Consider the following 11,652-nt stretch of genomic DNA (forward strand, 5'->3'; position numbering starts at 1 on the left):
AAACCATTTGTTCGCTCATGCGTAATATTTTGCTCACGGTCTTGGGCGACTCTCCTTCGTGCAAAGCCAATAAACCCAAGGCGCGTGGGCGAAAATTGGCGTGATGATGCTGTTGCGCCATGCTCTCTAACATGACGATTTCATCGGGCGTGAGTGGTTGACCTAAAAGATTACGTTTCAAGCTTGGCTCCTATGAAGAGCCTATTTTGAAGCAAAATTCATTCCAATTAGTTGCAAGGAACTACTTACGAGGTCTTGGGTCGCTAAAGTACCCGAAGCAGGGAGTAGGTACGATGAGCGCAGCGTAATCGGAGAAATAACACTACAGAGACAAAAGGTATTGTACTCGGCGTTCTAAGCCCTCTGGATTGGCCAAGTATGCTGATGGTGCATGGGTGATAGCAAGCAGCCTAGCGGCTTGAATCATGCTGATACGCTCTAATGGAGTACCAAAGTAGTGCTCGGACGCAAGAGAAAAGCCATAAATTCGATTTCCTATATAGGCCGTTGAAATATAAAAACTTTCTATTTCAGCGTCTGAAAGATGCAGTGGCAACAATATGCCAACGCAGAATTCGGTAAGCTGGCGATGCATTGTTTTCATTTCTTTGACTTGGTTTGAAGCAGATAACGCATTTCGGATTACAGCGTATATGAGGCGTGAGCCGTAAGCTTTTCGAACCATGTCCGTGACGATTTTAGGTGGCTTGCGCTCACTTGGTTTTGCTTCGCTTAGGGTACGTTCAATGTGGAGCACAACGGGTCTAACCATCAAGATGTCGAATACCAAGGTCGCCAGACAGATACAACCTATCAGTACAACAATTGAGATCGCCAACCGACGCAATAAACGTTGCATGGTAATGTCCAATATTCGAGTTAAGCACCTAGTAGTAGATACGATTAGCGCAGCGTAATCGTACGCAAGTCATTTCTCCGATTACGCTACGCTAATCGGGGGGCTGTCCGAAATTCGGTGTAAACCTGCTATCGATTATACGGTTACTGACTGTCCGTTTCTGGCCAACCTCAGCCAAATCACCCCGGCTGCGCGCCGTCGTACCCTTCCACAATCACCAAATCAATCTCGCATGCGCCGTCGCGTAGTGTTTTTGCGGATTGGTATAGGGCGGAGTGGTAGCAGTCGACGGCGGATTGGTAGCTGGGAAATTCGACGATAGTGTTTCTAGTGAGGGTATTGCCTTCTGGCACAGTGTAGCTGCCCGCTCTAGCCAGATACCTACCACCGTATTGGGCAAGCGCCGCAGCATTAGCGGTGATATAGGCTTGAAAAGGCTCAAGCTGGGTGATGTCGAGCCGGACGATCCAGTAGCCTTTGGCCATGGTGTGCTCCCTGATATGAATTGGAAGCAAAACCATACCACAAAGTCAGCGATGCTCGGACAATCAGGTTTCGATCAGCCCGGCCTGTTCCTGCTCGACGCTCTGGTGCGCCAGCGCCAGGTATTCTTTTGATTGCATCTCGGTCAGGCGGCTGGCGGTGCGGAAAAATTCGCTCGCTTGTAGGCCAGAGACATACACCTCTTCCACCGGCACGTCGGCAGCGATGATCAGCTTGACGCGGTGATCGTAAAACACGTCGACCAGCCAGGTAAATCGGCGCGCCAGATTGCTTTGCTCGGGTTTAAGCTTGGGCAGGCCGGAGAGGAAAACGCTGTGATATTCCTGCGCCAGCGCCAGATAATCGGCCTGACCGCGCCCATCGCCGCACAGCACGGCAAAATCGAACCAGATTGCGCCACCGGCGCGGCGACGCGCTTTGACCTTGCGCCCTTCGATGATGACATGCGAATCCTGATCATTGCCGGTGGCCATTTTGCCAAACAGCTCGGCCATTTCGGCCATCGTCGCTTCGTTATTCGGCTGCAGATAGGTGCGCGCGGCGGTGAGCGTGCGCAGGCGGAAATCCTGCCCGCCATCGACATTGAGCACGTCCAGCTTGGCTTTGAGCAATTCAATCGTTGGCAGAAAGTTGGCGCGCTGCAGGCCATTGGGGTACAGGCCGTCGGGCGCATAGTTCGACGTCGTCACCAGCACCACACCGCGATTGAACAATTGCTCCATCAGTCGGCCCAGAATCATCGCATCGGCAATATCGGAAACATGAAATTCGTCGAAACACAGTACACGCACGGCTTTCGCCCATTTATCGGCCACTTTGGCCAACGGATCGTCGCTGCCCTGCTGGGCGCGCAGCTCGCGGTGGACTTCCTGCATGAAATGGTGAAAATGCAGACGCTTTTTGCGTTTGTACGGCAGCCCGGCGTAAAAGGCATCCATCAGAAAACTTTTGCCCCGGCCAACGCCACCCCAGAAATACAGGCCACGCGGCAAATCGGGCGTGGGCAATAGCGTTTTACCAAACAGGCGATTGCGTTTTTGCTTGAACACCATCAGCGCCTGCCACAGTTTTTCCAGCTGCCCGATGGCGGCCGCTTGCGATTCATCGGCGATAAATCCATCTTGCGACTGCAGCGAGCGATACCAGACCAGCGGGCTGACGCCTGATTGTGGCGGGGCAATAACATGTTGCGACATAGATTAATCCGGCAATTCAAGTTGCGCGATTATAGAGTTAACTCGAAAAAAAAGCCCTGTGAATCACAGGGCAATCCATCACTCACGCAGTGAGGCACCCTTGCGGGGAGAGGGCGGGGGGCGTGGGAACAAAATATTAGGCGGCCATCAACACCACCTTATTACTGATTTACACGTCTTGGCGGATGTACATATCTTGCCGCCGCAAAAAAGCCCCGCGAACGGGGCTTTTCCTTTATTCGCCAGTGAAACCCAGCGAATTACAGCGCTTCTGCGTGTTCAGCCAAGTAGCTTGCAACGCCAGATGCATCGGCTTTCATGCCTTTTTTACCTTTGTTCCAGCCAGCTGGACACACTTCGCCGTGCTCTTCGGTAAATTGCAGTGCGTCGATCACGCGCAGCATTTCGTCGATATCACGACCCAGCGGCAGATTGTTCACCACTTGGTGTTGTACCACGCCGTTTTTGTCGATCAGGAAAGAGCCGCGCAGCGCAACGCCTGCATCAGACAATTCAACGTCGTAAGCCTGGCAGATTTCGTGTTTAACGTCGGCAACCAGGGTGTAACCCACTTGGCCGATACCGCCTTTTTCTACTGGCGTGTTGCGCCATGCAGCGTGCGTGAACTGGCTGTCGATTGATACGCCGATCACTTCAACGTTGCGCGCTTTGAATTCGGCCAGACGGTTGTCAAAAGCGATCAGCTCTGATGGGCAAACAAAAGTGAAGTCCAGCGGGTAGAAGAAAATCACCGCGTATTTGCCAGCGGTAGCCGCTTTCAGGTTGTAGCTATCAACGATCTCGCCTGAGCCAAGTACGGCAGCAGCGGTAAAATCAGGGGCTTGTTTAGCAACGAGTACAGCCATGGAGATGCTCCTAGTGGGTTAATTAAAACAGGATGATTTGCTGTATATCAGGGCATGGGCTTTTAAAATCAAGTCGGCCTGATGCGCTAATTGGCCGATTTTGTCACAGCTTTTGAATGCGGTAAAACAGCCATTGCCTTTTTGCTTACAACTTGCCATGATCAAACCACTGCGACTTTTCGAGGAAACCACCATGCGCTTCATTTCACAATTCGCGCTCTCCATGACCTTTGGCGCATTGGCGCTATCGGGTCACAGCATGGCCAGCGAAAAAGTCATTACCATTCTGACCCAGCAAGACGTATTTAATGATTACCAGAAATTCATCGGCCAGCGTGATCCGCTCACGCTTACCCAGTACGGCGGCCCCGGCTCGCGGCGTGATGTGGTCGAGCTGGTGCTGGTGCAGCAGGCACTCAAGGCTGGCGGCAATGAATTGCCGATCAAGATTGTTAAAGTCGACAATAGCAGCGATTCGTACAGCCGCTTTATCAAGGAAATCACCACCGGCAGCGCCACCATGGGCGGCAATAGCGCCTGGCTGATCGATCTGAAACCGCTGGCCGACAAAGTGCATATTTCCGAGCCGGTGATCCGGCAAGGCGAGTTTGAAGCTGGCTTTTACACCACTGCTGATAATGCCGACGCCCGGCTCACCCGTACCCTGCCCGATCTGCAAAAGCTCACCGCCGTGGTGGCCGAAAGCTGGAAGCCCGATGTGGCCACGCTGGAAAGCCTGAAGTTTGCCAATCTGCTCAAAACCCAGAGCTGGGATTCGATGGTGGGCATGCTGAATAAAAAACGCGCCGATGTTCTGCTGGCACCGTTTCAGCCAACGCCGGACTTGTCGATGGATGTCGGCGGCAAGAAACTGGTGCCCATCCAGAATGTGAAAGTCGGCCTGCAAGGCAGCCGCCACTTTCTGGTGAGCAAAGCTGATCCGAACGGCGCGCAAGCGGCTAAGCAATTAAACGCGGGGCTGGAAAAGCTGCGCGAAAAAGGCCTGATCGACAAAGCCTACCGCGACTCGGGCTTTTTCAATAACGCCACCAAAACCTGGAACCGGCTCAACTAATCCTGCACTTTAGCCGAAAAAAACCCGCCACAATCTGGCGGGTTTTTACATCCATGCAGCCAATCTCACTTAATGGCTAGAACCACCCAGCGGCAATACTTCGCGGCCATAAATCTCGTTCAGAATCTGCCCCATCGCCGAGTAAATCGCTGCTGCGCCGCAGATAATGCCTTCGTAACCGGCAATCGTTTTAATCGCCGCACTGCCAGTGAAATCGCCAATGGCCAGCAAGGCAAACAGCAGCGTGAGCGAGCCAAAAATAAACTGGGTAATGAAATTCATGCGCAAAGTGCCAACAAACAGAAAGGCCGTAAAAATACCCCACATCAGTAAATACCAGCCCATAGCGGATTCACTGGCTTTTGGGGCAATACCCCATTGCGGGAATACAATCAGCGCCACTAGCGTCAACCAGAACATGCCATACGACGTAAATGCCGTCATCCCGAAGGTATTGTTTTTCTTCGACTCCAGCACGCCGGCAATCACCTGGGCCAAACCACCGTAAAAAATCCCCATCGCCAAGATCATGGCATTGAGCTCGAACAAGCCGGCATTATGCAGATTGAGTAGGACAGTGGTCATACCAAAGCCCATCAGGCCCAGTGGCGCAGGGTTGGCAGATTGATCTTGCAGGGTGAGCGTGGTGGCAGCAGACATATTGCGTCCTTGGCAAAACTGAAAAAGGAGCGGCATTCTATACTGCAAAACCCTTAGTCGCACTTGGCGCGGATCAATATTTCAGCCCGCAAGGGCATATTTACACGCGCAAGCTGCTTCATATCAATACTGGGCTTAACAAGCTTGCAGCAAAGAGATTGCCGGCCTTAAATATTGTCAAGCCACCATTACCGCGTGCGAAGAAACTGCGAATACGGCAGCGTGCGAGCCATTTTGGCCACCGCGGCTTCATAGCGTGGCAAATAGTGCGCCGCTGTAGGACGAAAAGCGGCGCACAGCTCAACGGCAGGCTCAGGCAGATTAATCATCCGCAACTGCTCACCCAGCCCTAGCCGCTGTATTTCCCGCTGAACCGATAGGGCTTCCGGGCTATAAAAAGCGTTCATTCGCCCCAGCGCCACCTTTTGCAAACTGCGCGCCACAATGCCATCACCCGCCATCAGATCCAGCTGCGCGCTGGACTGCGTAATCAGCGGCGAGCGATAGCCATCTTGCCAAACGCCGATACTAAGCCCCGCCAGATCATCACGGGAGCGAATGCGCTGGATGGGGCCTGAGGCCTTCACTGTCAGCGTTCCCTGCATTTTTAGCCAGGGCTGGCGGCTAAAACGCAGCTGTTTTTCGCGCTCGGGAGATTTGCCCAGATAGAGAATCAGGTCAATCTTCTGATCTTGTAGTAAACGCGATAAGGGCAGCTGGGTATAAACCACTTTGCTCACGCCCATCTGCCTGGCAATCAGATCAAAGTAGGCCAGCGCCGCGCCGGTATGCTGGCCCTGGCGGAACTGGGCGTGCGGCGGCAAATCGAAATAGCCCACATTCAGCGTCTGCCCGGCCCACACCGCCACCGAGCACAGAAAGGCTCCTAAACCCACCCAGATTCGCAACATAAACACCCCGGATTGCATTGATCGCTTTCTGATTTATAGCGCCAAACCGAGCTTGGAAGCAGTTCAATGTGAGCGATGCGGAGCATGTACGATAGCTAAATCAGCGGGCAAGGCTTTTACACTGCCAGCGCGCGGCGCGGATCGCTGCACCATTCGCTCCACGATCCGGGGTAGAGCCGTCCGCCAGTCAGGCCGGCACTTTCCAGCGCCAGCAGATTATGGCACGCCGTTACCCCACTACCGCATTGGTGTACAAGCAGCTCTGGGCTTAACTCACCGAGTAATACCCCCCACTCCTGCTGCAATTGTTCGGCTGATTTAAAGCGGCCATCGCTCAGATTATCCATAAAGAAACGATTGGCTGCGCCCGGAATATGACCACCAACGGGGTCCAGCGTCTCGCCGATGCCGACAAAGCGCTCGGCCGAGCGGGCATCGACCAGCTGGAATTGCGGCTGCGCCAGATTGGCCTCAACCTCTTCAACGCCCACCGCCAGGTGCGGCTGCAATTGCACCGGCAGGTGCTGCGGCTCAATTGCCGCAATGCGATGTTCCAGCTCACCACCTGCGGCCAGCCAAGCGCCCCAGCCGCCATTGAGCACCTGCACCTGGTCATGCCCCAGCCAACGCAGCAACCACCATAGCCGAGCGGCAAATGGGCCGCCACTGGCGTCATAAGCAATCACGCGCGTCGTCGGGCCAATGCCCAAACCACCCAGTTTCAGCGCCAGCGTCGCCGGATTGGGCAAGGGATGGCGGCCATTGCGCCCGGTTTTAAGGCCAGAGAGATCATCATCAAGCGAAATAAAATGCGCACCGGGCAAATGGCTCTGCAAATACGCAGCCCGGCCCGCGTCGGGATTCGCCAGCTCGTGCCGACAATCGATGAGCACCACATCGGCCTGCCCCAGCAGCGCCTGTACTTGGGCCACTTCAATCAATACACCCATTCCCTTCTCCATTGTTTAAGTCTCACAGGCAGTGGTGATGCTGCGTTATTGCGTGAGCAGAGCCACGGCAGCAGCACGAAAGCCGCAGAATACGGCCAATCACAAACAGCGATGTTCTCAATACGTGTTGATCCGAGGCTCGCTGGTGCATCTAGGGCTTTAAACCCCCTTTCGCCCATCGCCGAGGAAGTGGAGCGAGACAAACAGCTTTACCGTTTGGCTCGCGACCGACCGAGGGAAGCCCGGAGGGCCGCCTTCTTTTACTTACTTTTCTTGGCGGAGCAAGAAAAGTGAGTCCCCGTCGCGGATTGCGACTGAAAAACATCGCGCCGAAGGCGCTAAAAGCGATCAACACAAGTTGAGAACATTGCCTCACATTCAGGGGTATAGCGCTACACAGCGCTCATAGCATTCAGTGCAGCCTGATACACCTGGGAAGTAGCTGCAGCAATTACCCGGCCAGCGCTCTGGCGGGTCAAGGCTGCGCCTTGCCAGTCGGTCATAATACCGCCTGCGGCAATCACCACCGGAGCAACTGCGGCAAAGTCGTGCAACTTCAGGCCTTCTTCAATCACCAGATCCAGCCCGCCCGTGGCCACCAGCGCATACTGATAGCCATCGCCGCCGTACACAGTAAAGCGCCCGCCTTGCTGCAATTGCATAAAGGCACTGCGCCCCGCCTCGCTAAAATATTGCGGCCCGGTTGTGCCAATGCGTGCGCGGGCAAAATCGCTAATCTGGCTAATGCTCACCGGCGCATCATTCAGCGTGCAACCCTGCCCCACCACGCCCACCCAGCGCTCGTTGGCAATCGGCTGGTTAATCACGCCCAGCACCGGCACGCCTTTGTAGAGCAAGCCGATCAGCGTCACAAACAGCGGGCGGCCAGTGATAAAAGCCTTGGTGCCGTCAACCGGATCGAGCACCCAGACCCAGTCTGCATCATCGCGCTCGGCGCCGAATTCCTCGCCAATAATGCCGTCTGCTGGCCGCTCGGCGTTAATCAGTGCGCGCATCGCCAGCTCGGCTTCACGGTCGGCCTGCGTCACCGGGCTATCGTCGGATTTGTCATCGATCGCCAGACCGCTGCGATAATACGGACGAATCACCGCCGCGCTGGCATCGGCAAGTTTTTTGGCAAAGGCAATCTGTTCTGGGCTGGCAATCACGGAATTACTCCAAAAAATAATCAGCGTATTTTACGAGCTTTTTATGTCAGTTAATATGCAGCCCCCTATTTTCACGATGGCTTGCGCAGCAAGCTAACTGGCCATCGGCGTTTTAAAACAAAGGCTTGAATGGTTTGAGAATTGTTTTTATTTATATTTATATTTCTATTCAATTACTTAGCTTGAAATTTTCATTTGAAATATCCGACTAAAAGCGTACACTTTTAAACAATCACTGCGGCCAATACCAGCCGCCCACTTCCCAAGACTGGGCAAACCAGCAAGGAGAAATCACGATGCAAGGCGATAAAAAAGTCATCAAGGCACTCAATGGCGTTCTGGCCAACGAGCTGATCGCAATCAACCAGACCTTTCTGCATGCCCGCATGTACCGCAACTGGGGCTTTAAAGGCCTGAACGACAAGGCGTATCACGAATCCATTGATGCCATGAAACGCGCCGACAAGCTGATCGAGCGCGTGCTGTTTCTGGAAGGCCTGCCCAATCTGCAAGATCTGGGCAAATTGCTGATCGGCGAAGACGTACCGGAAATGCTGGGCTGTGATCTGAAACTATTCAGCGCATTTCTCGATCAAGTACGCGCCGCAATCAAGATCTGCGAAGACACACAGGATTATGTCAGCCGCGATCTGCTGGCCGAGATTCTGGAAGACGAAGAAGAATACGTTGACTGGCTGGAAACGCAGCACACGCTGATCAAGGAAATGAGCCTGGCCAATTACCTGCAATCGCAAGCCTTTTCCGCATAAGCCGGTGCCATTCAAGGAGAGATGATCATGAAAGGAAGTAATAAAGTCATTGCCGCGCTGTCCGAATTGCTCGCGGCCGAGCTGACTTCAGTCGACCAGTATTTTGTTCATAGCCAGATGTACCACAACTGGGGCTATAGCAAGCTGTATGAGCGCATCGACCACGAGCGCCAGGATGAAATCGGCCATTCCACGCTGCTGATTGCGCGGATTCTGTTTCTGGAAGGCATCCCGAATGTCGCTGCCCGCACGCCATTGCGCGTCGGCAAGGATGTAAAGGAAATGCTCGAATTCGATCTGCAAACCGAATACGAAGTTGCCGCAGCGCTGAAAAAAGTGATCGCCATTTGCGAAAAAGAGCAAGATTACGTCACCCGCGAAATGCTGATGACGCTGCTGGAAGACACCGAACAGGACCACGCCCACTGGCTGGAACAGCAATTGCATTTGATCAAGGCCATTGGTCTGCCCAACTATCTGCAATCGCAGGCATCCTGAGTATTTCAGGTAGGCACGGCCGATTTGCCGGGCAAGCCCGGCCCGACCGTCGCTCCCAGCCCGGGTTCGCCCGGGCTTTTTGCTGCCCGCGCCCTAGGCTCTGTTGACGTTTGGTTTGCGAGTCGCGTTTGTGCTGGTTTTGGCCTGACACAAGGCGCAAAGCCTGCTACATAGTCATTCTATGAAAAGGTTTTGCAACGCAGTGTTAGACCAAAAACAGCCAAACCCGCAGGGCTGGTCGCTTTTCGCGACCGTAAACCAAACATCAACAGAACCTAGCTACGGGCGTAAAAAAACCCGCCGTGGCGGGTGGGTGCTTGCGACAATGTGCTTCAGGCAAAAGCCAGATCCTGCAAATCGGCCAGCATTTTCTCTTCGTAGGCTTCAACTGATTCTTTCAATACCTGCTTGGCGCAGCTGCTGCATTTACCGCAGCAAGTACCGGTTTGCGTGGTGCGCTGCAGCTGAATGTAAGTGCGCACGCCATCTTGCTCGACGGCTTTACGAATCGCTTTATCGCTCACATTATTGCAAACACAAACAATCATGACTGAGAACCTAATTAATATCCGTTCTCATTATCTTCAAAATCACCGGCACTGACAAGCGTCAACTCACCATCAGCGATAAACGGTCAAGTAAACTATGGGCATCATCAGCAAAAACTATCAGGACTATCCCATGCACCTTATTCACATTGAACGCGCTATCAGCGCCGAGCGCCAAACCGAGCTGGGCATCAAGCGCTGGCCTGTCTGGGAAAAAGAGGTCTCCACTTTTCCATGGACGTATAACTGCAGCGAAATCTGTTTGCTAATCGAAGGGGAAGTGATTGTGACGCCGAGCGGTGGTGAGCCGGTCACGATTTATGCCGGGGATCTGGCGACTTTTCCGGCCGGAATGAGCTGCACATGGCAGATTACTGCGCCGTTGCGTAAGCACTATCAATTTAACTAAAGCCCCCTGATGTCAAGCGGCTAGGCTTGAAAAGCATCCAGTGCCCGCCTCAGGCACTGGCTACTTGGCCTTAAACACTCATCGCGGCAACGCGAGAGACCTGCACCAGATCTTCATCGTGCCATGTCTTATAGCAAAAAGCCGTGCAATCCTCTCGCAAGGCGTGCACGGCTTTGAGTGCGAAATAAAGGATGCTTTATTTCGCACAAACCGGGTCAGTGTCGTTTTCAGCTTGGCCAATCCAGCTCCAGCTTGGGTAGAGCATGCCATTGACCGTGGCATTATTACCGACAAACAATGAGTGCGGCTTATCGAGTTTAGGCCAGCATTTGGCGCTAGGTTCATTCAGTTCAAACACCACATTCCCATAAATCCCATACGGTCCAGTGACGGTGGATTTAGCGTAGGCGGCAAATAGAGTTTGCCCGCCCATACCTAGATTGCCCACAGTGCTTTGGCGCGTGATTTCAGCAGAAGATTTGCCCCTGATGCCCAGCGCATCAATACGCGCCTGAAATCTGCCAGCAAATAGGCATTGGCCGAGAGTTGCACCCGTTTGAAATGATTGCCAGTGCCGCTTGATTTGGCTGCCGATGTGTCACGCACATCAAGCTCAAGTGCCGAATTGCCCGCTTCAAAATCGGCCGACGAAGCGCCGATAACCAAAACCTCCGCGCCTTTCAAATTGGCGAGGAATAAGCTGCTGCTGTCAGTGGCGATAAACTGGGCGCGCGGGGCATTCCAGTCGCTTTTCGTATCCGTCGTGATTCATTGAGATAAACAATCGCATTGGCTTTGGCCTTGACTGCGCTCACGCCGCCAGGCACGGTAATATTGAAGTTGATCAGCTTCACAGTGGCTGAGAGCACCACAATCGCGGCATCTTCAATGCCGTTTTGTATCACACGCAAACGAGCATTTTGACACGAGTTACCGCTGATTTCTACGCCATTACGCTCAATGACGAGCGGGCCATGGCATTAGCCAGTGATCACAAAACGCTGTTTCTCTACATCACGAACGCGGCGCTCGAGCGCACTTTTCAAGGCTTTAGGGTTGCTATTGCAATTGACCTTGATGCTAGAGCCGACGTTATCCATCGTACTGATTGTCGCTTCATTGGCCAATGCTGCTATTGATAAGCCCATCAATACGGTAGCAAATAGGTTTTTGGATAATTTCATGTTGGGTCTCGACTCATTTTTTTGATTTTGCACACCCTGCCGCATATTGGGCA

At 53.4% G+C, this 11,652-nt stretch carries 18 protein-coding genes; 4 read left to right on the forward strand and 14 right to left on the reverse strand.

Annotated features, from left to right (window positions below; translation table 11 throughout):
- From FLS37_RS09300 to FLS37_RS09320, 5 genes are all read right to left on the reverse strand, one after another.
- Positions 1-181: hypothetical protein (locus FLS37_RS09300; RefSeq protein ID WP_157315105.1), on the reverse strand; the 181-nt coding region annotated here is incomplete at its 3' end.
- 141 nt (positions 182-322) lie between these two features.
- Positions 323-859 (reverse strand): transglycosylase domain-containing protein, encoded by a 537-nt coding sequence (locus tag FLS37_RS09305; protein ID WP_157669621.1) that lies wholly within the window; start codon positions 857-859, stop codon positions 323-325.
- 179 nt (positions 860-1,038) lie between these two features.
- On the reverse strand, positions 1,039-1,344 hold the full coding sequence (locus FLS37_RS09310) for a DUF1330 domain-containing protein (protein ID WP_157669622.1): 306 nt from the start codon (positions 1,342-1,344) through the stop codon (positions 1,039-1,041).
- Between the two features lie 63 nt (positions 1,345-1,407).
- Positions 1,408-2,559 carry a cell division protein ZapE gene (gene zapE, locus FLS37_RS09315; RefSeq protein WP_157669623.1) on the reverse strand — a complete coding sequence of 384 codons (1,152 nt, stop codon included), beginning with the start codon at positions 2,557-2,559 and terminating at the stop codon, positions 1,408-1,410.
- A 260-nt stretch (positions 2,560-2,819) separates the two neighbouring features.
- On the reverse strand, positions 2,820-3,425 hold the full coding sequence (locus tag FLS37_RS09320; protein WP_157669624.1) for a peroxiredoxin: 606 nt from the start codon (positions 3,423-3,425) through the stop codon (positions 2,820-2,822).
- A gap of 193 nt (positions 3,426-3,618) precedes the next feature.
- Here FLS37_RS09320 and FLS37_RS09325 point away from each other — a divergent pair, with 193 nt between their 5' ends.
- On the forward strand, positions 3,619-4,500 hold the full coding sequence (locus FLS37_RS09325; RefSeq protein ID WP_157669625.1) for a hypothetical protein: 882 nt from the start codon (positions 3,619-3,621) through the stop codon (positions 4,498-4,500).
- A gap of 69 nt (positions 4,501-4,569) precedes the next feature.
- On the opposite strand, the gene FLS37_RS09330 is transcribed toward FLS37_RS09325, so the two are convergent.
- From FLS37_RS09330 to hisN, 4 genes are all read right to left on the reverse strand, one after another.
- Positions 4,570-5,160, reverse strand: a complete 591-nt coding sequence (locus FLS37_RS09330) for an acetate uptake transporter (RefSeq protein WP_198314560.1) — start codon at positions 5,158-5,160, stop codon at positions 4,570-4,572.
- Between the two features lie 188 nt (positions 5,161-5,348).
- Positions 5,349-6,071, reverse strand: coding sequence for an ABC transporter substrate-binding protein (locus FLS37_RS09335; RefSeq protein WP_157669626.1), 723 nt, complete (start codon positions 6,069-6,071; stop codon positions 5,349-5,351).
- Between the two features lie 116 nt (positions 6,072-6,187).
- The gene (locus FLS37_RS09340) at positions 6,188-7,021 is read right to left on the reverse strand and encodes a sulfurtransferase (RefSeq protein WP_157669627.1); all 834 of its coding nucleotides are present in this window, start codon (positions 7,019-7,021) and stop codon (positions 6,188-6,190) included.
- Between the two features lie 392 nt (positions 7,022-7,413).
- On the reverse strand, positions 7,414-8,190 hold the full coding sequence (gene hisN / locus FLS37_RS09345; protein WP_157669628.1) for a histidinol-phosphatase: 777 nt from the start codon (positions 8,188-8,190) through the stop codon (positions 7,414-7,416).
- A 296-nt stretch (positions 8,191-8,486) separates the two neighbouring features.
- Here hisN and bfr (FLS37_RS09350) point away from each other — a divergent pair, with 296 nt between their 5' ends.
- Complete coding sequence (bfr, locus tag FLS37_RS09350; RefSeq protein WP_157669629.1) at positions 8,487-8,960, forward strand: bacterioferritin; 474 nt, start codon at positions 8,487-8,489, stop codon at positions 8,958-8,960.
- A 27-nt stretch (positions 8,961-8,987) separates the two neighbouring features.
- Positions 8,988-9,458 (forward strand): bacterioferritin, encoded by a 471-nt coding sequence (bfr, locus tag FLS37_RS09355; RefSeq protein WP_157669630.1) that lies wholly within the window; start codon positions 8,988-8,990, stop codon positions 9,456-9,458.
- 332 nt (positions 9,459-9,790) lie between these two features.
- Here bfr (FLS37_RS09355) and FLS37_RS09360 read toward each other — a convergent pair whose 3' ends face one another.
- On the reverse strand, positions 9,791-10,006 hold the full coding sequence (locus FLS37_RS09360) for a bacterioferritin-associated ferredoxin (protein WP_157669631.1): 216 nt from the start codon (positions 10,004-10,006) through the stop codon (positions 9,791-9,793).
- 133 nt (positions 10,007-10,139) lie between these two features.
- On the opposite strand from FLS37_RS09360, the gene FLS37_RS09365 reads away from it, so the two are divergent.
- Positions 10,140-10,415, forward strand: coding sequence for a cupin domain-containing protein (locus tag FLS37_RS09365; protein ID WP_157669632.1), 276 nt, complete (start codon positions 10,140-10,142; stop codon positions 10,413-10,415).
- Between the two features lie 196 nt (positions 10,416-10,611).
- On the opposite strand, the gene FLS37_RS09370 is transcribed toward FLS37_RS09365, so the two are convergent.
- The 4 genes from FLS37_RS09370 to FLS37_RS09385 all read right to left on the reverse strand — a co-directional run bounded on the left by FLS37_RS09370 (position 10,612) and on the right by FLS37_RS09385 (position 11,599).
- Positions 10,612-10,848, reverse strand: coding sequence for a hypothetical protein (locus FLS37_RS09370; protein ID WP_157669633.1), 237 nt, complete (start codon positions 10,846-10,848; stop codon positions 10,612-10,614).
- A 2-nt stretch (positions 10,849-10,850) separates the two neighbouring features.
- Positions 10,851-11,081: a hypothetical protein gene (locus tag FLS37_RS09375; protein ID WP_157669634.1), complete on the reverse strand. Its 231-nt coding sequence runs from the start codon at positions 11,079-11,081 to the stop codon at positions 10,851-10,853.
- A 14-nt stretch (positions 11,082-11,095) separates the two neighbouring features.
- Complete coding sequence (locus tag FLS37_RS09380) at positions 11,096-11,326, reverse strand: hypothetical protein (RefSeq protein ID WP_157669635.1); 231 nt, start codon at positions 11,324-11,326, stop codon at positions 11,096-11,098.
- Between the two features lie 69 nt (positions 11,327-11,395).
- Entirely contained in the window at positions 11,396-11,599 is a 204-nt protein-coding gene (locus FLS37_RS09385; protein WP_157669636.1) for a hypothetical protein, read from the reverse strand.
- Between the last annotated feature and the right edge of the window lie 53 nt (positions 11,600-11,652).

The organism is Chitinibacter sp. GC72, assembly GCF_009760905.1.
Lineage (GTDB): Bacteria > Pseudomonadota > Gammaproteobacteria > Burkholderiales > Chitinibacteraceae > Chitinibacter.

What these genes read in the sequence shown, in the direction of transcription:
- FLS37_RS09305 (WP_157669621.1), bottom strand. Translation starts at nt 859, where the DNA reads ATGCAACGTTTATTGCGTCGGTTGGCGATCTCAATTGTTGTACTGATA.
- FLS37_RS09310 (WP_157669622.1), bottom strand. Translation starts at nt 1,344, where the DNA reads ATGGCCAAAGGCTACTGGATCGTCCGGCTCGACATCACCCAGCTTGAG.
- zapE (WP_157669623.1), bottom strand. Translation starts at nt 2,559, where the DNA reads ATGTCGCAACATGTTATTGCCCCGCCACAATCAGGCGTCAGCCCGCTG.
- FLS37_RS09320 (WP_157669624.1), bottom strand. Translation starts at nt 3,425, where the DNA reads ATGGCTGTACTCGTTGCTAAACAAGCCCCTGATTTTACCGCTGCTGCC.
- FLS37_RS09325 (WP_157669625.1), top strand. Translation starts at nt 3,619, where the DNA reads ATGCGCTTCATTTCACAATTCGCGCTCTCCATGACCTTTGGCGCATTG.
- FLS37_RS09330 (WP_198314560.1), bottom strand. Translation starts at nt 5,160, where the DNA reads ATGTCTGCTGCCACCACGCTCACCCTGCAAGATCAATCTGCCAACCCT.
- FLS37_RS09335 (WP_157669626.1), bottom strand. Translation starts at nt 6,071, where the DNA reads ATGTTGCGAATCTGGGTGGGTTTAGGAGCCTTTCTGTGCTCGGTGGCG.
- FLS37_RS09340 (WP_157669627.1), bottom strand. Translation starts at nt 7,021, where the DNA reads ATGGGTGTATTGATTGAAGTGGCCCAAGTACAGGCGCTGCTGGGGCAG.
- bfr (WP_157669629.1), top strand. Translation starts at nt 8,487, where the DNA reads ATGCAAGGCGATAAAAAAGTCATCAAGGCACTCAATGGCGTTCTGGCC.
- bfr (WP_157669630.1), top strand. Translation starts at nt 8,988, where the DNA reads ATGAAAGGAAGTAATAAAGTCATTGCCGCGCTGTCCGAATTGCTCGCG.
- FLS37_RS09360 (WP_157669631.1), bottom strand. Translation starts at nt 10,006, where the DNA reads ATGATTGTTTGTGTTTGCAATAATGTGAGCGATAAAGCGATTCGTAAA.
- FLS37_RS09365 (WP_157669632.1), top strand. Translation starts at nt 10,140, where the DNA reads ATGCACCTTATTCACATTGAACGCGCTATCAGCGCCGAGCGCCAAACC.
- FLS37_RS09370 (WP_157669633.1), bottom strand. Translation starts at nt 10,848, where the DNA reads ATGGGCGGGCAAACTCTATTTGCCGCCTACGCTAAATCCACCGTCACT.
- FLS37_RS09385 (WP_157669636.1), bottom strand. Translation starts at nt 11,599, where the DNA reads ATGAAATTATCCAAAAACCTATTTGCTACCGTATTGATGGGCTTATCA.